Annotated in this window: 24 protein-coding genes; 17 read left to right on the top strand and 7 right to left on the bottom strand. The window is 56.0% G+C overall.

Annotated features, from left to right (window positions below):
* The first annotated feature begins 136 nt into the window (after window positions 1–136).
* The 3 genes from SIC15_RS14945 (at window position 137) to SIC15_RS14935 (ending at window position 2866) form a co-directional block, all read left to right on the top strand.
* The gene (locus SIC15_RS14945; protein ID WP_412536313.1) at window positions 137–1033 is read left to right on the top strand and encodes a LysR substrate-binding domain-containing protein; all 897 of its coding nucleotides are present in this window, start codon (window positions 137–139) and stop codon (window positions 1031–1033) included.
* A gap of 124 nt (window positions 1034–1157) precedes the next feature.
* Entirely contained in the window at window positions 1158–1784 is a 627-nt protein-coding gene (locus tag SIC15_RS14940) for an NAD(P)H-dependent oxidoreductase (RefSeq protein WP_412536312.1), read from the top strand.
* A gap of 116 nt (window positions 1785–1900) precedes the next feature.
* The gene (locus SIC15_RS14935) at window positions 1901–2866 is read left to right on the top strand and encodes a putative zinc-binding metallopeptidase (protein WP_412536311.1); all 966 of its coding nucleotides are present in this window, start codon (window positions 1901–1903) and stop codon (window positions 2864–2866) included.
* Window positions 2867–2886: 20 nt separating this feature from the next.
* Here the strand turns inward: SIC15_RS14935 and SIC15_RS14930 are convergent, their stop codons facing one another.
* Complete coding sequence (locus SIC15_RS14930) at window positions 2887–3456, bottom strand: NnrU family protein (RefSeq protein ID WP_412536310.1); 570 nt, start codon at window positions 3454–3456, stop codon at window positions 2887–2889.
* Between the two features lie 125 nt (window positions 3457–3581).
* Here SIC15_RS14930 and SIC15_RS14925 point away from each other — a divergent pair, with 125 nt between their 5' ends.
* Window positions 3582–3995, top strand: coding sequence for a hypothetical protein (locus tag SIC15_RS14925; RefSeq protein WP_412536309.1), 414 nt, complete (start codon window positions 3582–3584; stop codon window positions 3993–3995).
* Here SIC15_RS14925 and SIC15_RS14920 read toward each other — a convergent pair.
* Window positions 3992–4912, bottom strand: a complete 921-nt coding sequence (locus tag SIC15_RS14920; RefSeq protein ID WP_412536308.1) for a helix-turn-helix domain-containing protein — start codon at window positions 4910–4912, stop codon at window positions 3992–3994. The genes SIC15_RS14925 and SIC15_RS14920 overlap by 4 nt on opposite strands.
* 118 nt (window positions 4913–5030) lie before the next feature.
* Here SIC15_RS14920 and SIC15_RS14915 point away from each other — a divergent pair, with 118 nt between their 5' ends.
* A complete protein-coding gene (locus SIC15_RS14915; RefSeq protein WP_412536307.1) occupies window positions 5031–5897 on the top strand; it encodes a DMT family transporter in 867 nt (288 codons plus the stop codon).
* Between the two features lie 247 nt (window positions 5898–6144).
* On the opposite strand, the gene SIC15_RS14910 is transcribed toward SIC15_RS14915, so the two are convergent.
* On the bottom strand, window positions 6145–6774 hold the full coding sequence (locus SIC15_RS14910; protein WP_412536306.1) for a DNA-3-methyladenine glycosylase family protein: 630 nt from the start codon (window positions 6772–6774) through the stop codon (window positions 6145–6147).
* A gap of 305 nt (window positions 6775–7079) precedes the next feature.
* On the opposite strand from SIC15_RS14910, the gene SIC15_RS14905 reads away from it, so the two are divergent.
* The gene (locus SIC15_RS14905) at window positions 7080–7529 is read left to right on the top strand and encodes a pseudoazurin (RefSeq protein WP_412536305.1); all 450 of its coding nucleotides are present in this window, start codon (window positions 7080–7082) and stop codon (window positions 7527–7529) included.
* Between the two features lie 48 nt (window positions 7530–7577).
* Here SIC15_RS14905 and SIC15_RS14900 read toward each other — a convergent pair whose 3' ends face one another.
* Together SIC15_RS14900 and SIC15_RS14895 are read right to left on the bottom strand one after the other, a co-directional pair.
* On the bottom strand, window positions 7578–8516 hold the full coding sequence (locus SIC15_RS14900; RefSeq protein WP_412536304.1) for a GGDEF domain-containing protein: 939 nt from the start codon (window positions 8514–8516) through the stop codon (window positions 7578–7580).
* 220 nt (window positions 8517–8736) lie between these two features.
* Entirely contained in the window at window positions 8737–9930 is a 1194-nt protein-coding gene (locus SIC15_RS14895) for a multidrug effflux MFS transporter (RefSeq protein WP_412536303.1), read from the bottom strand.
* A 139-nt stretch (window positions 9931–10069) separates the two neighbouring features.
* Here SIC15_RS14895 and SIC15_RS14890 point away from each other — a divergent pair, with 139 nt between their 5' ends.
* The 3 genes from SIC15_RS14890 to SIC15_RS14880 all read left to right on the top strand — a co-directional run bounded on the left by SIC15_RS14890 (window position 10070) and on the right by SIC15_RS14880 (window position 13173).
* Window positions 10070–11626, top strand: a complete 1557-nt coding sequence (locus SIC15_RS14890) for a BCCT family transporter (protein WP_412536302.1) — start codon at window positions 10070–10072, stop codon at window positions 11624–11626.
* 73 nt (window positions 11627–11699) lie between these two features.
* Complete coding sequence (locus tag SIC15_RS14885; protein WP_412536301.1) at window positions 11700–12749, top strand: mechanosensitive ion channel family protein; 1050 nt, start codon at window positions 11700–11702, stop codon at window positions 12747–12749.
* A 40-nt stretch (window positions 12750–12789) separates the two neighbouring features.
* Entirely contained in the window at window positions 12790–13173 is a 384-nt protein-coding gene (locus tag SIC15_RS14880; protein WP_136630505.1) for a DUF2750 domain-containing protein, read from the top strand.
* A 9-nt stretch (window positions 13174–13182) separates the two neighbouring features.
* Here the strand turns inward: SIC15_RS14880 and SIC15_RS14875 are convergent, their stop codons facing one another.
* On the bottom strand, window positions 13183–13986 hold the full coding sequence (locus tag SIC15_RS14875; RefSeq protein ID WP_291906254.1) for an SDR family oxidoreductase: 804 nt from the start codon (window positions 13984–13986) through the stop codon (window positions 13183–13185).
* Between the two features lie 153 nt (window positions 13987–14139).
* Between SIC15_RS14875 and trxC the strand changes: the two genes are divergently transcribed.
* Window positions 14140–14580: a thioredoxin TrxC gene (trxC, locus tag SIC15_RS14870; RefSeq protein WP_209400588.1), complete on the top strand. Its 441-nt coding sequence runs from the start codon at window positions 14140–14142 to the stop codon at window positions 14578–14580.
* Between the two features lie 348 nt (window positions 14581–14928).
* Window positions 14929–15555 (top strand): polar amino acid ABC transporter substrate-binding protein, encoded by a 627-nt coding sequence (locus tag SIC15_RS14865; RefSeq protein ID WP_412536300.1) that lies wholly within the window; start codon window positions 14929–14931, stop codon window positions 15553–15555.
* A gap of 280 nt (window positions 15556–15835) precedes the next feature.
* Here SIC15_RS14865 and merR read toward each other — a convergent pair whose 3' ends face one another.
* A complete protein-coding gene (gene merR, locus SIC15_RS14860; protein WP_412536299.1) occupies window positions 15836–16270 on the bottom strand; it encodes an Hg(II)-responsive transcriptional regulator in 435 nt (144 codons plus the stop codon).
* A 73-nt stretch (window positions 16271–16343) separates the two neighbouring features.
* Here merR and merT point away from each other — a divergent pair, with 73 nt between their 5' ends.
* The 6 genes from merT to SIC15_RS14830 all read left to right on the top strand — a co-directional run bounded on the left by merT (window position 16344) and on the right by SIC15_RS14830 (window position 20163).
* Entirely contained in the window at window positions 16344–16700 is a 357-nt protein-coding gene (merT, locus tag SIC15_RS14855) for a mercuric ion transporter MerT (protein ID WP_273167695.1), read from the top strand.
* Window positions 16701–16715: 15 nt separating this feature from the next.
* Window positions 16716–17018, top strand: a complete 303-nt coding sequence (gene merP, locus SIC15_RS14850; protein ID WP_062785075.1) for a mercury resistance system periplasmic binding protein MerP — start codon at window positions 16716–16718, stop codon at window positions 17016–17018.
* On the top strand, window positions 17015–17275 hold the full coding sequence (merF, locus tag SIC15_RS14845) for a mercury resistance system transport protein MerF (RefSeq protein WP_014575810.1): 261 nt from the start codon (window positions 17015–17017) through the stop codon (window positions 17273–17275). Before merP ends, merF begins: the two co-directional genes overlap by 4 nt.
* Window positions 17265–18671: a mercury(II) reductase gene (merA, locus tag SIC15_RS14840; RefSeq protein ID WP_412536298.1), complete on the top strand. Its 1407-nt coding sequence runs from the start codon at window positions 17265–17267 to the stop codon at window positions 18669–18671. The genes merF and merA overlap by 11 nt, the downstream gene beginning before the upstream one ends.
* Before the next feature lie 175 nt (window positions 18672–18846).
* Window positions 18847–19332 (top strand): DUF3592 domain-containing protein, encoded by a 486-nt coding sequence (locus tag SIC15_RS14835; protein WP_291906244.1) that lies wholly within the window; start codon window positions 18847–18849, stop codon window positions 19330–19332.
* Between the two features lie 132 nt (window positions 19333–19464).
* Window positions 19465–20163 (top strand): crotonase/enoyl-CoA hydratase family protein, encoded by a 699-nt coding sequence (locus SIC15_RS14830; protein ID WP_412536297.1) that lies wholly within the window; start codon window positions 19465–19467, stop codon window positions 20161–20163.

Genomic DNA, 20163 nt, shown 5'->3' with positions numbered 1-20163 from the left:
GCTGTCGCTATCATCACTGAATGCTCCGGTTGGTGAGGCGGGTTGTTGATACTCAGTGTGCAGCAATCGATTGGGTTGATAATTGGGTCTGGGCGAACAATACTCCTTCCAAATCAGAAATAATCAGGAGTTTTAAGTGGCTACGGACAAGCTGGTGGCAATGAAAATTTTCAGGCGCGTTGCAGAGCTCGGTAGTTTCACCAGGGCTGCGGATGACCTGGATATCACCGCTGCAACGGTGAGTAAGCACATTGCCTTTCTGGAACGGGATCTGGATACCAGGCTGATCAACCGTACAACCCGCCGCATGAACCTGACTGGCGCCGGGCTCGCCTTTCTGCAACGTACTCAGGCGTTGTTGGATGATCTGGAAGAGGCAGAGCTTGAGGCAAGGGGGTTGCAGGCAGAGCCTCGAGGCACGATCAGGCTGAACGTACCCATGTCGTTCGGCTTGACCCACATAACAGAGGCTATCGACAGTTTTCTGCGCGACTATCCGGAAATCGATATCGACCTTCAGCTCAGTGATCGAATGGTTGATCTGGTGGAGCAGGGCGTAGACATCGCTATTAGGGTTCGAAGCTCCCTGGCTGATTCAACCCTCATGGCCAGGCCACTGAGAACGTCCAGAAATATTGTATGCGCATCACCAGACTATCTGAAAAACGCCCCGGATATTCTCGGTCCGGAAGACCTGACACGGCACAACTGCCTGACGTTTTCACTGCATGACAGACCGGGAGTCTGGGAACTGGGCGATGTGGAGGTGAGAGTCAGTGGCAACTACCGAACGGACAGTAGCCTGGCGATCCGTCAGAGTCTGTTGAGGGGAGCTGGCGTTGGTTTATTACCGCGCTTTCTGGTGCAGGGCGATATTGAAAAGGGCGTCCTGGTTCCCTTGCTGACCAATTTCCCGCCCAAGCCCTATACTGTATTCGCCCTGTTTCCGCCTGGGCGCAAGCAACCCACCAAGGTTCGTCTGCTGCTTGACCATCTGGACCAGCATCTGGGCGAGAAGCCTTATTGGGAATAGCGCTGATCCCGTGGCTTAACTTCTGGCTATTTCCATTTTGGAAAATATGTAGTTCTATTTCATCCGTTTTTTAGGGTTCGCCGGTTCCATAGAGTGGTTACCTCAAACTGAAGGAGGCAACCCTATGAACATACACGAAGCCCTGGACTGGCGTTACGCCGTCCGCGAGTTTTCACCAGAAAAGCTTGATGGCCAAACGGTGGAAACACTGGTGGATGCAGCCCGCAAGAGCGCATCTTCCTATGGACTGCAGCCATACAAAATTCTGATTGTTGAGAGCAAGCCGGTCCGGAAGGATTTGCTGCCTTATTCGTATGGCCAGCAGAAGGTCTTGGACTGCTCGCATTTAATTATTTTTGCAGCGCAGACAGACATTGGTGATCACACCGTCGACAGGTATGTCACGCAGTTTGAGAAAACCCGGAGCGTACCTGCGGCGGAGATCTCGGGCTATGTGACTCACATGAAAGAGGCTCTCGCATCCAAGTCGCAAGCAGAGAAACAGGCGTGGGCACACCAGCAAGCCTATATTGCCCTGGGCACGTTGCTCACCGCGGCCGCCTCCATGCGGATCGACAGCTGCCCGATGACCGGTTTTGACCACAACGCCTATGATGAGGTGCTGGGGTTGGCCGAGTTGGGGCTGGAGAGTTCGGCCATTGTTGCCCTGGGCTACCGCAGCGCCCGTGACCGGAGTTCTGGCTTGCCGAAAGTGCGTTTTGATTACGACGATCTGGTTATTAGGATGTAAGGTTTGGCTGGGCCGATTGGCCACTCTGGCTGGTGTTCCTTGGCTATAGGGTATAGGTTCGGGAGAACGGCGACACATTCTCGAGCAAACTGCCGTATAAAAGGAGCACCAGCTCTATGACGGTTTTTTCCAACCCGGTTGGTTCCGGAAATCTGTGGTTTGACAATCTCACCACTGCCGAGGGCACGCCGGTCGCTTACGATCCACAGGCCAGGGCATTCGTCCCCATGCCGCCTTTCTGCGTGAATCGGGACATTATCGGCTGCAACTGGATTGCGCCTGAGAAAGGGGCTTTCTGCAGGTCTTGCGCGATGACAGCGCTGGCGCCGGACCCGAACATTCCCAATGCCATGCCAAACTGGGCCGAGACTGAGGCTGCAAAGCGGTGGGTGCTGGATAACCTCGGGCGTTGGCACTGGTTTCGCCCGGAGGATCCGGGCACACGCCCGGTTTTTCATATGTTGGCGGAGGGACTGACTCCTGTTGCCATGGGGCACGCCAATGGTGTGGTTACCATCAGTGTTGCAGAGGCGGATCCGGTGGTTCGTACCACCCGACGACAAGCCCTCGATGAACCCTACCGCACCATGGTTGGCCATATGCGCCATGAGATCGCTCATATGCTCTGGTGGCGTCTGAGTTTGCGGGAAGATTTTCTTGATGCGTTCCGGGAAATGTTTGGTGATGAACGAGCCGATTATCCGGCGGCCCTTGAGCATCACTATCACAACGGTCCGCCAGAGGACTGGAGGCTGTTCTACCTGACCAGTTACGCCTCGGCACACCCTCACGAGGACTGGGCAGAGACTGCCGCGCACCTGCTGCACCTGACAGACATCACCGACAGCCTGGTGTCATCGGGGCTGACATCGCCGGAAGTGCCCAGACAGGGCTGGGATCCTTACGCCGAGCCCGACACAGCCATGCTGATTAACGTCGCGGCGTCGCTGGCCATTCGGGTCAACCATGTGAACCGCTCCATGGGCCTTTCTGACCTGTACCCGTTTGTGTTGTCAGAAACGGCGCAACGCAAACTCGCGTTCGTGCACGACTGGTTGCGCCGGGGCGCCCAGGGCCTCTAGTGAGAGTTTGCGCCGGCCAATCAGGCTGGCGCCACACCAAACAGCCACTGGTGGGCCCACACCACCATAACCACATACACTGCAAGGCCGCCGATGACTGCAATAACGTCATTGGCTTTGGTGGCTGGCAGCGTTGGAATGGCTCGCTGGGTTCTGCGCTTCATGGAGATCCGGTCGGCAACGGCCCAGGCCAGGAACGAGCCGAACAGCAGAAGATCGTGGAGCATTCCGTTTGCGAGAAGGTGTGCCAGAGCCCAGAGTTTGACGGCAACGAGCATGGGGTGCCCCAGCTTTGCCTTGATCTTCCCCGGGAAGTAGGTAGCAAACAGTAGCGGAAATACTGGCACCAGAAGCAGGAAGGCCACGTGCTTTAGCCAGGCGGGAGGCACGTAGATCACCGTCGGATCCATCCGTGCTGCACCATAACCCCAGACGATCAGAACCAGACCTATCAGCGACACTACGGAATAAAGTCCTTTGAAGGCTCCCTCTCCCATGGACGCGTTCAGCCTGTTACGCAATGGCTCGTTAAAGATGGAGAGCGAATGCACGCCGAGAAACAGAATCAGACCAACAATCATTGTGGTCATTTGGAAAACTCCTTGTGGCTTAAAAAGAGTGGCTATCAAATGGTAAGGCTATCTTCCTTCGCCAGCCCTAATACATTGAATCGCCACTAGTATAGGAAACCGGGACAGAAGCTGCCTGAGCGTTTATGATCGGCGATCTGATTCACCGGATTGAAAAGGCCCCTATGAAGTTTCCAAAGGTGACTGTTGTACTGGTATCTGCCGCCCTGCTGTTTGTTCTCTGGGACCAGACCCGCGAACAGCCCGACCCCATCGACGCAAGCCGCCTTTCCAACTTGCGGGCCAATCCCGTTGAACTCAGCGCCGCGGTTGACTGGATCTTTACCCAGATTCCGGACTTTTGCTCGGATGTTACCGGCGAGGGTAGTGGCGCGACGGCGCAGGCTGATTGCGTCAAAAATGCTGAGGCACGAACCTCTACGTGCCGTCGGATGCTTTACGATCGATTCCCGAGTGTTGTTGCTTCAGAGGCGACTTTTCGGGATGTTTCGCTCACGGCCATGGCGTGTCTGGTGCCTCGGTCGGGGTTGGTAAATTAGTCAGTGCAGTGGGATCGATAGCCTGATGGGGTGACTCCGAACCTTGATTTGAACGCCCGGCTGAATTGACTGGAATCGTTGAATCCGCACGACAGAGCAATAGCGGTAATTTTGTTGCGGCTATTGCGGAGCAAGTCACGGGCCCGGATCAATCGTTGCTCCTGCACATACTGATAGGGCGCGCAGCCGAATGTCGCCCGGAAAAGCCTGGCAAAATGATAGGGGCTCAGGTTTACCCAACTGGCCATGTCGGCAAGCGTCAATGACTGGCCCAGATGAGCGTGGATGCGCTCTTGCAGCATTCTGCGATATCGAACTGACAGCTGTCCCGTGACTTCCGGCAGCGCATGCTGAACACTGGAATGGCGGCTGACGACCTGAAGAAGAAGCCATTGTGCCAGGTGATCCATGGCCATGGTCTGGCCGGGAGCCTGCCAGTCGCTGAGTGCCAGTAGCTTGCCGGCCTGGGCGAGAACCGCGTCCTCCGAGTGGTAGAGCTCGGAAAGCTGGCGCTTATCGGGATCGGCATCCCAGGTCTCTTCGGCGCACCGGGCGACGTCCAGATCATTGAAATAGAAATGAAAAAATTCGAACTTGCCGCCGATTTGCCAACTTGAGCGGCTGCCCGCCGGAAACAGGCAGACGGCACCCGGAAAACCCTGACTGACAACCTTGCCGTTCAACATCCTTCGGGCTTGCTCGCCCTTGTCTATGTAAATGCTCAATGCATGGTGACGGGGCCGTTCATAGCGCACCTCGCCCTGACGATTCTGCCACTGCGCCAGAGCCCGCCCCTGATCCAGTTCCACCATTCGCTGTGGGGCGACGCCAGCGGTTCTCAAGGTATCGACAATGTCACGATTTGCCGGGCGCGATTGCGTTGGGTGTCTGGGCATGGATTCTGAATCGGTCTGCATAGGGGGCCTCCGCAAGAATCATCCATGGTTCAGCAGGATCTGACAAGTTTTGGTGGTGTTTGAGTCGTATGCTGATCCCTGCTCAACGATTGTTACTATTGCAACAGGATTCACTGCCATGCCCATCTCTGCTCACTATGGTTTGACGGTACTGATCTGGGGGCTGACCTGGACAGCGATTCGCCTGCAGGTTGAAGCAGCCCCTGTCGATATCTCCGTGTTTTACCGATTCGTTATGGCCTCTGTGGTGACACTGGTGGTTCTTGCCATCGTGCGCAGATTGGAAAAGCTTACCCTGAAACAGCACGGCTGGCTGGTACTGCAGGGGGCGACCTTGTACAGCATCAACTTCCTTCTTATCTATCGTGCGGCAGAATCGATGACAAGCGGTCTGCTGGCGGTGGTATTCTCCCTGGCCGCGCTGTTTAACGCCCTGAATGGCTGGCTCTGGTTGCGATTGCGGCCCACCGCTCGGCTGTATCCGGCAATCTCTCTGGGGATCACCGGTGTGGCCCTGCTGTTCTGGCACGATTTGCAGCTGGGTAACGCCACCGCCACCAGCATTTTGTTCGCCATTGCAGGAACTTTCTGGTTCTCCATGGGTAACCTGGTCAGCATCAAGGTGCGGATGTCACAGGTGCCGCTGTTCCAGGCCAACGCATGGGCCATGGTTTACGGCGCGGTGATTCTTGGCATCTGGTGCCTGTTGCAGGGTGTGGAATGGGTGGTGCCCACTTCAGCGACATTCTGGGGAGCGACTGTATTCCTGGCGGTGCCTGGCTCCATCATTGCGTTTTATTGCTACATCACGGTCATCCAGACTCTGGGCGCTGACAAGGCTGGCTACGCGACGGTGCTTTTCCCTGTGGTTGCCCTGAGCGTTTCGACCTGGCTCGAGGGCTTCGAATGGACAGCAACGGCTGTGTTGGGAGCATGCCTGGCGTTGTTGGGGAACTATGTTTTGTTCCGCTCCGCCAAGGCGTAGCGCTGGTGTAGCTCGCGGATGGCGTCTGCAAGAGCGGGGAAAGGACCCTCAGTAGGAACACCCGGCACCACCTGATTGATTGGCAAGGTTGCCACGGGTGGTGGCGCCACATGCAGCTCGTCGAGCCAGCTTGAAAGCTGCTCTGACGAGCTTGCATAAACAATGCGGCCGAGCCCCACCCAGCCATGGGCGGCTGCGCACAGCGGGCAGGTGTTTCATTTCGGTTTCGTAGATCACGTTGCCTCCTTCATTGACCTCGTGCGTCCAGGTAATGCATCCAGAGCATGCGAGCTGCTACAGCTCGCCACGGCTGCCATTGTTCTGCAAAAACAAGTTGTTCATCTCTGGTTGGCCGGGCCTCCAGCTGTTTGATGTCCTGTATCGCGGATGCCAGTGCCAGGTCTCCCTGAGGCCAGGCATTCGCTCGCCGGAGCGCCATCATGTAATAGACGTCGACGGTCCAGGGCCCGAGACCCGGTATATCCAAAAGGTGGCTTCGGCCCTGCGCATCGTCAAGGGTGTCAAGCTTTGAGAGTTCCAGCGCACCGCTGGCAACCCGATTGGCGAGCTCGACGCAGTACCGGGCTTTTTGCCGTGTAAGCCCGACTTGCCTCAGCTCAGACTCGCCAGCCTTTTGGACCAATTCCGGGGTTACCGATCCTAGATGCGACGCGAGCCGCTGAAACATGGTGGCTGCGGCTTTGATCGAGACCCGTTGTTCCAGAATGATATGCACCAGTGAGGCAAACCCCGGCTCTCGGGCCCAGAGTGGCGGGTACCCAAGCCGGTCCCGGATCCTGTATAAAACGGAATCTCTCTCGGCCAGAACGTCAACGCCCATTCTCAAGGTTTCGTCAGTAATTGTCTTTTGTTGCATAAACCCCTTTTAGCTTAATGGCTCGCCGATTCCCGATCTCCGTTCAGGATCTGCTGTTGCACAAAGGAGCGAGCTTGCTCTTGCAGTGTATGCCGTCGATCTTTGGTTCCGCCATCATTCAATATCCGAAGACATGATGCCAATTTGTACGAAACAGGCCCTCATTGGTTCTCAGGGCCGAGCCTTGGCGAACCAGGGGTGTCATTCCCATAAGGATATGCCCTTAGAGTCGAAAGGGATCCTGGTATGGGTAGGATGCGTAACACTCAGTGCTTTCAATGACCAACCAATGAGGTGCAGTCACTATGAAATTAACGCTTAAGCATACCATTGCTGCAGTCGGGCTCGCTCTGATTTCCGGGGTTGCGATGGCGGCCGAACACGTTGTTGAAATGAAAAACTCCGGCGCTGACGGCGCCATGGTCTTTGAACCGGGATTTGTGAAGGCCGAGCCTGGCGATACCGTCAAATTTGTCCTTGTCGATCCAGCCCACAACTCAGTGTCCGTAGAGGTGCCTGAGGGTGCTGAAGGTTGGCAGGGAGCCATGAATGAGGGCATCACGGTGACCCTGAACGAAGAGGGCGTATACGTTTATAAATGCACGCCCCATGCCGCGTTGAACATGGCCGGTGTCATTCAGGTAGGCGAAGCTGTCAACTACGACTCTGCGAAAGCCGCCGTGGATAAGCTCACTGCAGCCGCTGCAACGAACAAGGACCGTCTGACCGGTTACTTTGAGCAAGTCCAGAAGTAAGTCAATCGGGATAGAGGCCGCTCAGATTACTGCGCGGCCTTTTCTATTTTAATCGAAGACAATTCGATTACGGCCGTCCCGCTTCGCTTTATAGAGTCGCTGGTCGACCAGATCCAGGAAATCGGCGATGCGGTCGTGGCGTGAGGGAATCACAGTGCCTATTCCCATGCTCATAGTAACCTGTTTACTGTGCGGGCTGCCTCCCTGGGGAAGTTGTTCCTTGAGAAGCAACTGACGGCAACGTTCAGCCACACTGATGGCAGCTGGCGTGTCCGTTTCGGGCAGGATGATCACGAATTCCTCACCACCGAACCTTGCCACGAAGTCGCGGGGCCGTTGGGCCGCGTTCTCCAGTAGCGTAGCGATTCGCTTGAGACATTCATCACCCTGCAAATGGCCGTTAAGATCGTTGTACGCTTTAAAATTGTCGATATCGAGCAGTATGACTGACAGAGAAGACTGGTGTCGGATGGCGTCGTTCCAGTTCTCGTTCATGACGGTATCAAACATTCGGCGGTTTGCGACGCCGGTGAGTCCATCCTTGTAAGAATACTCTTCCAATTTCTTCTGCAGAGCGACCACTTCGTCTTCGGTTTTCTTGCGCTCGCTGATGTCGAACATAAAGCCGATCAGAGCCTCGACATCACCGTTATCGTCACGCAGTACATGCACCACATCCCGCAACCAGACGTATTCTCCTCGTTCGGTGAGGGCCCGATAGTCCGCCTCATGATCGACCCCGGCCTGGGATTGCGATACGCAGAAATTGACGACCCGCTCCCGATCCTCGGGGTGCATGCGTGTGGCCCAGTCGTCTACGGTTAGCCAGCTGTCCTGGGGCCAGCCGAGCAAGGCTTCAATCTGGGGCCCTATGTACTCGAATCGCATGGTTCGCCAGTTGATTTTCCAGGGAATCGCTTTGGTTGACTCCAATAAGGTTCTGTAAACGGAGCTATCTTCAACCAGTCCAGCGGGGTTGTCACTCAATTCATTGTTCTCCAATTACCGAGCCAGAGCAGCTCTGTTTCTGCGTGATGAACGTAAAAGGCACATTGCTTTCTATGGTTAAGATAAACCAGTCCTCGCAACAAAAATACCGCTTTTGGCGCTTGCCGGTTTTCGGGATGATCCCGTTGTTTCAGGAGGTGTCATTTTGAGCATTGATCGGTTCGTGAATGCTTTCCAGAAGATCCCTGTTTTGAAATTGTTACACGCCGGATGCTTTCGCCAAAGCCACCGCGCGGGGCGCGCCCAGCGCTAAAATAACAGCACCCGTTGAACAAGCTAGCATAGCCATTGTGATGCTGGGCAATGTCTGATCACCCGTGATTGAGGACAGGGTGCTGATGGCGCCGGCAATGGTAAATTGCGACGCGCCCAACAGTGCCGCTGCGGTGCCGCTGAGGTTCGGAAAGAATTTTATGGCGTTGGCCATGTTGTTGGGCACGATGCCGCCCTGGCAGCCAATGGCAACAATGATGCAACCTGCCACCAACCAGAGCGGTCCCTGGAGTTGGACGCTGGTAACCAGAGCGACAAGGGCCAGCCATTGGGCGATGACCTGCGCGCGCACCAAATGGACTGAGGAAAATCGTCTCAGCAGGGGGCGGTTGAGCAAATTGAGGCCAGCCATGAAGCCAATGTTGGCGGCGAACAGGATGGCGAAGGTGCTGTTGGAGAGACCGTACCACTCCTGGTAGATGAACGAGGAATGGGTAATAAATAACAACATGGTGCTGAAACAGAGGACCTGTATCCCGATGAACCGCATGGTGGTTGTGTGCCGGAGCACGAGCAGATAGTTGGTCACCAGGGATCGAACCGGTGTCTTGATGGGGGCTCTTGGTTTCAGCTTCGGGAAAAGCGCCACCTGCAGAACTACCACGAGAAACGCCGCGTAGCCGGCCAGCATGAGAAAGATCCACTGCCACTCGCCAAGCGCCAGCATGAGTGACCCCAGCGAGGGAGCCGCAGCCGGGGCTATGAACATGATCAGACCAATCAGGCCAAACAGCCTTGCGGCGTCTTGCCCACTGACTTCGTCGCGAACAATGGCAGGAACCGATACCGCACAGAAGGCGCCACCAATCCCCTGGGCTATCCGCCAGAACACCATGTCGGACAGACTGTCGGCCATAGACACCATGACGGCTCCGGCCATGAAGATCAGCAGTCCTCCGAAAAGAATTGGCTTGCGACCGTATCGGTCAGACAGGGGGCCACCAACCAGCTGGGCCAGGCCCAGCGTGGTGACATAGGCGCTGAGCGTCAGCCCCACATGCCCATGGTCAATGCCCAGGCCATCGGCGATGTCCGGAAACGCAGGCAAGTAGGCATCAAGTGCCAAGGGCCCGAGTGCCACGGTCATGCCAAGCAATATCGCCAGGTACAGGTGGGACAAAAGAATCCTCCTAAAAAGATAGAATCCTAACAATACGGTGATGTTTTTTATCGGACCATGCGTATTTTCAGAAATCCCCCGTGCAAGAGGCTTTCACTTCCTGTAGCCTGCGCGGCTTTTTCTTCCGGAGGCAGACCAGATGACCGTTCAATCCCAATCTCTCCCGCGAGCCAGAAGCGGGCCGTTTTCAGACAGTGATCCCGTCGTTCTGGTGCTCACGATCGGCTTCATTCTTCTGTTCGTGGGTGCTTCAATCATCGACAGCAGCCACGTGGCCGACCTGATCGGCGCCGGGTTTGCGTGGACCGCCACCTACCTGGGATCCTTTTTCCAGTTGCTGCTACTTCTGACGTTTTTCATTGCAATTGGTACAGCCCTGAGCCGCGCTGGCGCCGCACGGATCGGCGGGCTGGAAAAGCCGGAAATAGGCCGTTTCCGGTGGTTGTCGATGATCATGTGTACCTTGTTGGCCGGTGGCGGCGTGTTCTTTGCCGCCGGTGAACCGGTTTACCACTTCGTCATGACGCCCCCGGCGTTTGACACCGAAGCCGGCTCCGCCGCAGCGGTCGCCCCGGCCATGGCCCAGTCGTTTACTCACTGGGGGTTCCTGGCCTGGGCCGTGCTCGGTTCCCTTACCGCGCTGGTACTGACCCGGGCCCATTACGGCCAGGGCAAGCCGCTGCAACCGAGAACGCTGCTGTACCCGGTTTTCGGTGAGAAGGTGATTCAGGGCCGCCTCGGCGGGGTTATTGATGCTTTCTGTGTGATTGCCGTGGTGGCCGGAACCGTCGGCCCCATCGGTTTTCTCGCCACCCAGATGAGCTTTGGGTTGCACGAGCTGTTTGGCGTGGCGGACGGCTATGGCACCCAGTTGACCGTGCTGGTGGTATTAGCCGGCGTTTACATGACATCTGCCATGACCGGTCTGCACAAGGGTATCCAGTTGCTGAGCCGTTTTAACGTCATACTGGCGCTGGTGATTGCCGGTGTCATTTTTGTTTTCGGGCCAACTCTGTTCCTGGCAAATACCTACACCCAGTCTATGGGTGAATACGTCACCTCCTTCTTTGCCATGGCAACCATGACTGCCGAGACGGCGCCGGCCTGGTGGATGAAATGGTGGACGGTGTTCTTCTTCGCCTGGTTCATTGGCTACACGCCGCTGATGGCGGTCTTCGTCGCCAGAATTTCCCGGGGCCGGACGGTACGCGAAATGGTCCTGGCGGTAGCCGTGCTGGCGCCGATCGCCACCACCATCTGGTTCACCCTACTGGGGGGCTCCGGTATCTACCACCAGCTTGCCGGTACCTTCGACCTCACCGAAGCGCTGAATAACTTCCGCTTTGATGTCGCCACTCTGACGGTGGCACAGGCCCTGCCCGGTGGTACCTGGATGGCGGCTGCGATTCTGCTACTGACAACCATTTTCGTCGCCACCACCGGCGACTCCATGAGCTATTCCATTGCCATGGTCGGCGCAGGCCATGACGAACCAAACCCGTGGATTCGTGTGTTCTGGGGTGGTGCCATGGCGCTGATGGCGGCAATTCTCCTGTACATGGGCGCCGGCCAGATTGGTGTGCTGCAGCAGTTCATTGTGCTGACGGCGATTCCGGTTTCGCTGATTATCCTTCCCTCGCTCTGGACCGGCCCGAAGGCGGCCATGGCAATGGCGCGAGAGCAGGGCCTGGTCTAGGCTTTTATGGAACGCGGCGACCCAGAAACATGCTCGCCGCGGACTCTTCTGATCGAAAGCTCCTGGAGGGCTGATGCTGGAATCGTTTGAGGCCGGTTTCACGGCGTGGTTGTGGCCGGGGTTTTCGGCGATTCTGGCGGTTGCGGTCACCTATATCGTCTACCGGCTTGCCCTCGCTGTGTTCCGGCACTTTTCCGAGTCCAGAACGGTTATCCGGTTGTTCCTGGATGCGGCGGCGCGGGCGCTCGGTGTGGTTTTTTGCCTGCTTGCGCTGGCTGGCTCTCTGCAGACTGCACCACCTGATCTGCCCCTGATGGCGGCGATCCAGCAGGTGACAACCCTGTTGCTTGTGCTCGCCATTACCTGGGCGGCGGTTCGACTGACCTCAGCCATCGGCGAGGTCATTGTGGCGCTTAATCCGGTGCTGGAAGGGCAGTGGAAACGGGCGCGCAAGGTCGAAACCCAGACCCGTTTTCTCGTTCGGGCACTGAACATCCTGATCGTTATTATCGGCCTGGGCGCGGCCCTGATGACCTTCGAATCCGTTCAGCATATGGGCGCGAGCCTGCTGGCTTCTGCCGGCGTTGGCGGCCTGATTCTTGGCTTCGCGGCCCGGCCGGTATTGAGCAATCTGCTGGCGGGTATGCAGATCGCCCTCACTCAGCCCTTCCGCATAGACGATGTCCTGCACGTGCAGGGCGAGTGGTGCTGGGTGGAAGAAGTAACAGCCACCTATGTGGTGTTGCGGGTCTGGGATTTGCGCCGCCTTGTAGTGCCACTGCAATGGTTTATCGAGAATCCGTTCCAGAATTGGTCCAGGAATACCTCTGAGCTGCTGGGAACGGTCTTTGTCTGGGTCGACTACACCATGCCGGTTGAACCGCTCAGACAAGAGTTTGCCCGCCTGCTGAAGGAGTCGGGACTCTGGGATGGCGAATTTTCATCAGTACAGGTAACCGATTCCAGCGATCAGGCGATCCAGGTGCGGTTTCTGATGAGCGCTGCCGATTCCAGCAAGAACTGGGACCTGAGATGTGCGGTTCGGGAGGGCATAGTAACCTTCATCCAGGAACACTACCCGGCCCAGCTACCGAGACTCCGGGCCCGTGTGGTGGAATCCTGAGCCCCGGTTGGAAATGTTTAATAGGAGTGGCGTACCCGACATGAGCAATAACGAACAGAATCAGGTAATGGAAATGGATGGTGAAGAGCGGTACGACTACTTCCTGAGCCAGGTGGCCGAGGACCGGGAAATCTGGATTCTGGTCAACAACGACAGCCGCTTCCTGAAGATTGCCTCGGATGACGGCGATGTGGAGTACCTGCCGGTTTGGCCCACTGCGGCCTTTGCTTCCGAGTATGCCAGCGGCGGCGAAGAGCTGACGCCTCGAAGCATTTCATTGCCCGATTTCTTCCGGAAGTGGGTTCCCGGCTTAACAAAGGATGGCCTTGATGTGGGCGTGTTTCCCGGCCTCGATAAAACGGTTTGGATCACCGAGCCTGCAGAGCTCAAGCAGGATCTGCAGGATGTGATGTCCGAATTCTGAATTCGGGCCTTAGCGTCTGGCCGGAGCTGAGGCGCTTCCGGCCAGTATGCCGCCGTCGATGTTCAGCTCGATGCCTGTCACATAGTTTGATTCGTCTGAGGCAAGATAGAGAGCCGCATAGGCGACATCCTCGGGCTTTCCCATCCTGCCAATCGGAACGCCGGCTTCTACCTCTGCGATTGCAGCGTCCCGGGCTTCCCCCTCCCCAAGCATCGCTTCCCACATCGGACTCATAATGGCGCCGGGATGAATGGAGTTGCACCGGATCGCGTAGCCTTTTTCGGCACAGTACAGCGCCACGGTCTTGGTGTGATTCCGGACGCCGGCCTTGCTGGACGCGTAAGCAGCCGCCCCGGGAATACCAACAATCCCCGATCTTGAGGAAATGTTGACGATGCTGGCGGCCCGGGAGGTCTTCATCAGCCTGATCCCATACTTGCAGCCTAAGGCAACACCGTTAAGGTTCGTTGCATGAACGGTCTGCCAGGAATCAAGATCGAGGTTTTCCGGATCGTGAGGCCCGCTACTCTCCAGAAATCCGGTAATGCCGGCGTTATTCACCAGGATGTCCAGGCCCCCGAACTGCTCTTCGATCAAGCTGGCGCAATCGATCCACTGGGCTTCATCGCTCACGTCCAGATGGAGATAGTGCATGTCGAATTCTGAGCTATCAACGAGTGCCTGACCCTGCTGATCGTCAATATCTGACACGATGACCTTCGCTCCATGCTTGGCGAATTGAACGGCGATCGCCTCACCAATGCCTCTGGCCGCTCCGGTAACCAGAGCCGTTTTGCCATCGAGTCTTCTCATGCTGAACCCCTGTCTGCCTGGTGCTTTCCCACTCTGGCTGGTCATTATGGCCGCAAACGGCCGGTCTGGCGATGCGAGGTGAGTGCTGCAGCTTGATTTCCTGCCGTCTGCCCTGATCATCTTTACCAGTAAAAACTCTGAGGGTAATGAATCATGACCGACATCCGACACCTGGTTTGTCCCCACTGCCATAAGGTCAATCGAGTACCGGCGGAGAAATTGTCAGCCGGCGGAAATTGTGGCGCCTGCAAACAGCCGTTGTGGCCGGATCAGGTTCTGGAACTCACAGACCAGAGCTTCGCAGCCCATACCGGGCGCAGTGATTTGCCGGTGCTGGTGGACTTCTGGGCGAGCTGGTGTGGCCCCTGCAAAATGATGGCACCGCAGTTTGAACAGGCCGCGAAGGACTGGCGGGGCAAGGTACGGTTTGCCAAGCTCAATACCGAACAGGCCCAGGGCCCCGCCAGCCAGTTTGGCATTCGTAGCATCCCCACCATGATCCTGTTCCAGAATGGCAGGGAAGTGGCCCGCCAGAGTGGCGCTATGAATCAGGCGCAAATCAGTCAGTGGCTGCAGTCCAAGGGTATTCGATAGCCCTGGCGAGACTGTTTGTTCTTTGGCCGGTCATTAAAACGCCACAATTGCTGAGGCCCTGCCATTGCAGGGCTGAAGGCACCTATCCGAACGCTTCCCACAAAGTTATCCACAGTTTTTGTGGGTAAAGCTGACTTCGCAGCGATATCGACTCTGTCATGGCATCTGGCCGGAATTCGAGCCAAACTGTCTTTAACCAGTAAGGCAGCGTTGGGCAAACGACGACCTTACCCGATTGATCACTTCGACGGGGACCGAATGAGAGTAGTTCTGTTTTTTGTAATGGCAGTCTGGCTCCTTCCAGTTTCTTCCCAAACGCTTCAGATTATGGGATCGGACGAGGGCTTTATGCCGTTTTATTACGGCAGCGACCTCAAAGAGGGCATTCTGGTCGAGGTGATCAATGACTTCACGATGGAGACTGGTATCTCGGCCGATTTCCTCCCGATGGCTCGTAAACGCCAGGCTTGGGCGTTGGAAAGAGGACTGGCCAACGCGGTTTTTGCTAACCCGCTATGGATGCCTCTGCCGGACAGAATGCACGCCGTTGGGCCGCTGTTGACCTGGCGCGATCGTGTGTTCGCGCAACCAGGCCTTAAAACGGACTCCTTCGATGACCTTGAGGGAGGCATCTGCCTTCGCAGATGGTTTGTCTACAGTGATCGACTCGAGGAGCGGATCGGGAGCCAGCTGGTGCGCCATGACACATACAACACCCAGCAAATGCTGCAAATGTTTCTGCGCAACCGCTGCGATTACATCGTCATGAACGAAATGGAGTTCCGGTTCCTGGCGCAGCTGGGGTCCATCGACCCGGACCGTTACAGAACCGAACTGATAGACGCCGAATGGCCGGTCTATCTCGGAATACTCAAAACCGAGACGGCACTGATTGAAGCGGCGGAAGCTTTTTTTACTACCTACAAGATTGACGTGGAGGCCATGCTACCCGGACTGCCACGGCCAGGCCTTTAATGGTGCAAGATCTGGCCGCTGTGGGTCCAGCACAGAGGTGAAGAGAGTGGTGTTTTTATCTTTCATACTCAGACTGGCTCTAATGAGTCCCTCCCCCATATGGCACAAATCAGCCGCATAGCATTATTCCAACAATGAACGGTCATTCTGTGACCGGTCGAGAGCCTCAGCTTCTAAACAAAAGCGAACGTTCGCGCACCTCGGTTCGATAAATCTGCCTATCTTTTCGTAGTGTCCGCAGTGACGGGGTAGAGCCTCAAGAGGTCGATTGGTTCAGAAGCTAATCCCTTTGGCTTTTTGTTCCAATGTCTCCCTCATGTAGAGATGCAATGAGCGGGCACGCGATGCTGTCCGGCCGTGCGTGGCATTGACTGACCATGTCGCTCAGAGCCTTCTCAATTTTGACCAGCCTTTCGATCTTTTCACGCACATCCTTCAGCTTGTGCTCGGCGAGCGCACTGGCTTCCTCACAGTGGGTGCCATCTTCCAGCCGTAGGAGGTCGCTTATCTCATCGAGACTGAAACCCAGGTGCTGCGCCGTTTTCACAAAGGTCAACCGATCAATATCGGCGAAACCGTAGCGTCGAATGCCACCCGGAGGCCGCTTGGGTTCCGATAACAGACCACGCCGCTGGTAATAGCGGATCGTCTCTACATTTACGTTGGCCGCCCTGGCCAAGCCGCCAATAGTCAGTGAATTAGCTTTATCCAACATGATGCTTGACTCCGTACTTGACTACGGAAGTAACCTTATCTCATCAAGTCCATGGGCAACAGGTGTAAACGTCATGTCGAAATTCAAATCTAAATCCGGAGGTGCTTCTCTCGCTGTCGGGGGGGTTGCTGGAATTCTCGCCTCGGCTTGCTGTCTCGGGCCATTGGTACTTATCACTCTGGGCGTTTCCGGTGCCTGGATCGGCAATCTGACAGCTTTGGAGCCCTATCGACCGCTGTTCATTGGCGCGGCCATCGTCGCCATGTACCTCGCCTGGCGACGAATCTATCGCCCTGTAGAGCAATGCTCACCCGGTGAAACGTGTGCGATCCCTCAAGTCCGAAAGACCTATAAGATGATCTTTTGGGTAGTTACGGCTCTGGTACTGGTCGCTTTAGTGTTCCCTTACATTTTGCCCCTATTCTACTAAACGGAGATTTTCCTCATGCGTAAACAGCTTGTACTTGCCATGTTCCTCACTTTGCTCAGCATGTCCACCTGGGCTGCGTCTCAAAAAGTGACTCTCTCGGTGCCTGACATGACCTGTTCTGCGTGTCCGATCACCGTCAAGCTGGCCTTAAGTAAGGTGGAAGGGGTGTCGCAAGTTTCCGTGAGCTACCCTGATCGAGAAGCCGTCGTCACCTTTGACGATGCGCTCACTTCCATAGAGGCGCTCACCGAGGCCACGAGCGACGCTGGTTACCCCTCCACTCCCACGGCCTCAGAGGCGACCCCGGAGGGGCAATGAAGAATCCGAAGAACCTGCTCAGAGTTGGCATAGTAGGCACTATTCTGGTTGCACTATGCTGCTTCACACCGATTCTGGTCATTCTTATGTCCACCGTGGGACTGGCCGCCCTGACGGGCTATCTCGACTATGTGCTTCTTCCGGCACTGGCGGTATTCATCGGCCTTACGGTCTATGCGTTCTGGCGGAAAAAACACTATGACGCCAGCTACGAGAGCAATTCCAAAGCTCCAAGGAGTTTCCCGAGTGAAAAATGACCAAAAACTGCATATTGCTGTAATCGGCAGTGGCGGAGCCGCCATGGCGGCTGCCTTGAAGGCAACAGAGCGCGGTGCCCGCGTCACCCTGATTGAACGTGGGACCGTCGGCGGCACCTGCGTAAATGTTGGCTGCGTGCCCTCGAAGATTATGATTCGTGCAGCACATATCGCGCATCTTCGAAAAGAAAGCCCTTTTGACGCGGGCATCAGTGCTGCGGCTCCTGAGGTAGACCGAGCGAAACTGCTTCAGCAACAGCAGGCACGAGTGGAGGAGCTGCGTGACACCAAGTACGAAAAGATACTTCGAGAACACAAGGACATCACAGTCCTGAACGGTGAGGCCCGGTTTGTCGATACCAATAGCCTGGTAGTCACGCTGGCTGAGGGTGGTGAAAAACCGGTTCATTTTGATCGCGCCTTTATTGGAACCGGAGCCAGACCGGCAGAGCCGCCAATAACGGGGCTGGCAGACACTCCTTACCTGACATCAACCAGTGCCTTGGCGCTGGATACCGTTCCCAAACGGCTGATCGTGATTGGTGCCGGTTTCGTTTCCTTGGAATTGGCTCAGGCATTCGACAGACTCGGCAGCAAGGTTACCGTTTTAGCCCGGAGCCGTGTGTTGTCCAGCGAAGATCCTACGATCGGAGAGGCCATAGAGGCGGCTTTTAAACGGGAAGGGATTGAGGTGCTTCGCCAGACCACGCCCAGCAACGTGGACTATAGCGACAACGAGTTTATCGTCGAGACGCCTGCCGGCACCTTGCGAGCCGACCAACTACTGGTGGCGACCGGTCGAACGCCCAATACCGAGGCCCTGAACCTGGCGAGCATTGGCGTGGAAACTTCACGCGGCGCAATTCAGGTGGATGAGCATCTGCAAACCACGGTCACCGGAATATACGCTGCTGGTGACTGCACCAATCAACCGCAGTTTGTCTATGTCGCAGCTGCCGCAGGCAGCCGAGCCGCCGTCAACATGACGGGAGGCGAGGCCAAACTCGACCTCAGTGCCATGCCCGGGGTCATGTTCACCGATCCTCAAGTCGCCACCGTTGGCCTCACTGAAGCCGAAGCAGTTGCTCGGGGTTATAGCGTGGACACCAGGCTGCTCGACTTGGAAAACGTGCCGCGTGCGCTAGTAAACTTTGACACCCATGGATTTATTAAAATGGTAGCAGAGCGCAGCACAGGCCGTTTGCTCGGGGTGCAGGTTGTCGCAGCGGAAGGCGGTGAAATTATCCAAACGGCAGTGATGGCGTTACGAGCAGGTTTGACCGTTCAGGAAATCGGCGATGACTTGTTCCCTTATCTGACCATGGTTGAAGGACTCAAACTCTGTGCGCAAACGTTCACCAAGGATGTAAAGCAGTTGTCCTGCTGTGCCGGTTAATCGCTCCGGCTCTGGTCAACGCGAGCACTGTCCAAAATTTGAACGTTCGCTTTGCGACCGTTGCGTGAGTTTAGTCATGGCGAAATAATCACGCTCAGCATCAAAAAATCTATTCTTCCCCCTCAAAAAGATAAAGAGAATAGGCAGGCCATCCTCAACCAAAAGAGCAAACCGCGTGGAATACCTGATTACGATGTGGGAGCTGGCTAGAGCAGGTGAAAAGCAGGGTGTCATGTTTTTCATTGCGCTCTACTGCTTTTTGATCATGAGCATTTCGCTCTTCGGCCAGTTGCGTATGAGGCAGTGGCCTTCAGTCACAGGCAAATTACTGGACGGAGGCACCCGCACCTTTGGTGGAAGTGATCGATATGATGCTGATACGCGTTATGTTGTCAGCGCCCTCTATGAATATGAGGTTCACGGCAAAAGGTATCAAGGCAAACGTGTTTCACCTTGGATCTTCGTCACCAATCGAAACGCCAGGGGTATTCTCGAGCACCAGTTTAAAAGCGTGGATCGGCAGGGGGACTTGGTTAAGATTTTCTATAACCCGAACAATCCCAAGAAAAGCACGCTGTTGAAACCCGGTAAATTCGGACTCGGCGTATCTCTTACGATTTGGATCGGCCCGCTGCTTACCTACCTTGCCTCCTATCATTGAACCCTGAGAATAGATCTGACAGTTGCAACTAAGAAGACTAATTGATGTTGAATCTTGGGCTCGTGTGCCACACAATCAGGTTCAGTGAAGTAAACAAACACTCACTTTAATTCCGGTAGAGAGGTAGTACAGGTGACTGAGCTGGTAAGTTATGACTTGAAAGACGGAGTCGCTACGATTGCCATCAGCAATGGCAAGGCCAACGCCCTGAGCCATGAAGTGTTCGAGGGGCTCAATGCCGCGCTGGATCGGGCAGAGCAGGACAAGGCCGTTGTGATCCTGACTGGCCAGCCAGGCGTTTTCTCTGCCGGCTATGATCTGAAAGAAATGCAGAAAGGCCCCAAAGAGGCCGCCACGCTGGTCAAGACTGGCTCCGCCTTTACCCGTCGACTGGCGGCGTTCCCCTTGCCGATTATTGGTGCCTGTAGTGGCCATGCCATTGCCAAAGGGGCCTTCATTCTGCTGTCAGTGGATCACCGCATTGGTATTAAGGGGCCCTTCAAACTCGGCTTGAACGAGGTTGCAATCGGCATGACCATGCACCACGCCGGGATCGAAATTGCCCGCCATCGACTGGCGCCTGCGCACTTCTATCGCTCGGTCGTGAACGCGGAAATCTACAACCCGCAAGGGGCTGTAGAGGCGGGCTTCCTGGATGAGGTGGTTGCCCAGGACAAGCTGGTTGAGCGGGCCACCGAGCTGGCGCTCCACTTCAAGACCCTGAACATGCGCGCTCACCGTGAAACCAAGGTAAAGGCCAAGGCGGACTATCTGGCGCTGCTGGATCGTTGCATCGAGCAGGACGCCGAGCACCTCGGCCTGAACGGCTAG

Origin of the sequence: Marinobacter sp. MIT932201, from assembly GCF_047123295.1 — a bacterium.
Lineage (GTDB): Bacteria > Pseudomonadota > Gammaproteobacteria > Pseudomonadales > Oleiphilaceae > Marinobacter > Marinobacter salsuginis.
This window is presented reverse-complemented; position numbering and strand designations above follow the sequence as displayed.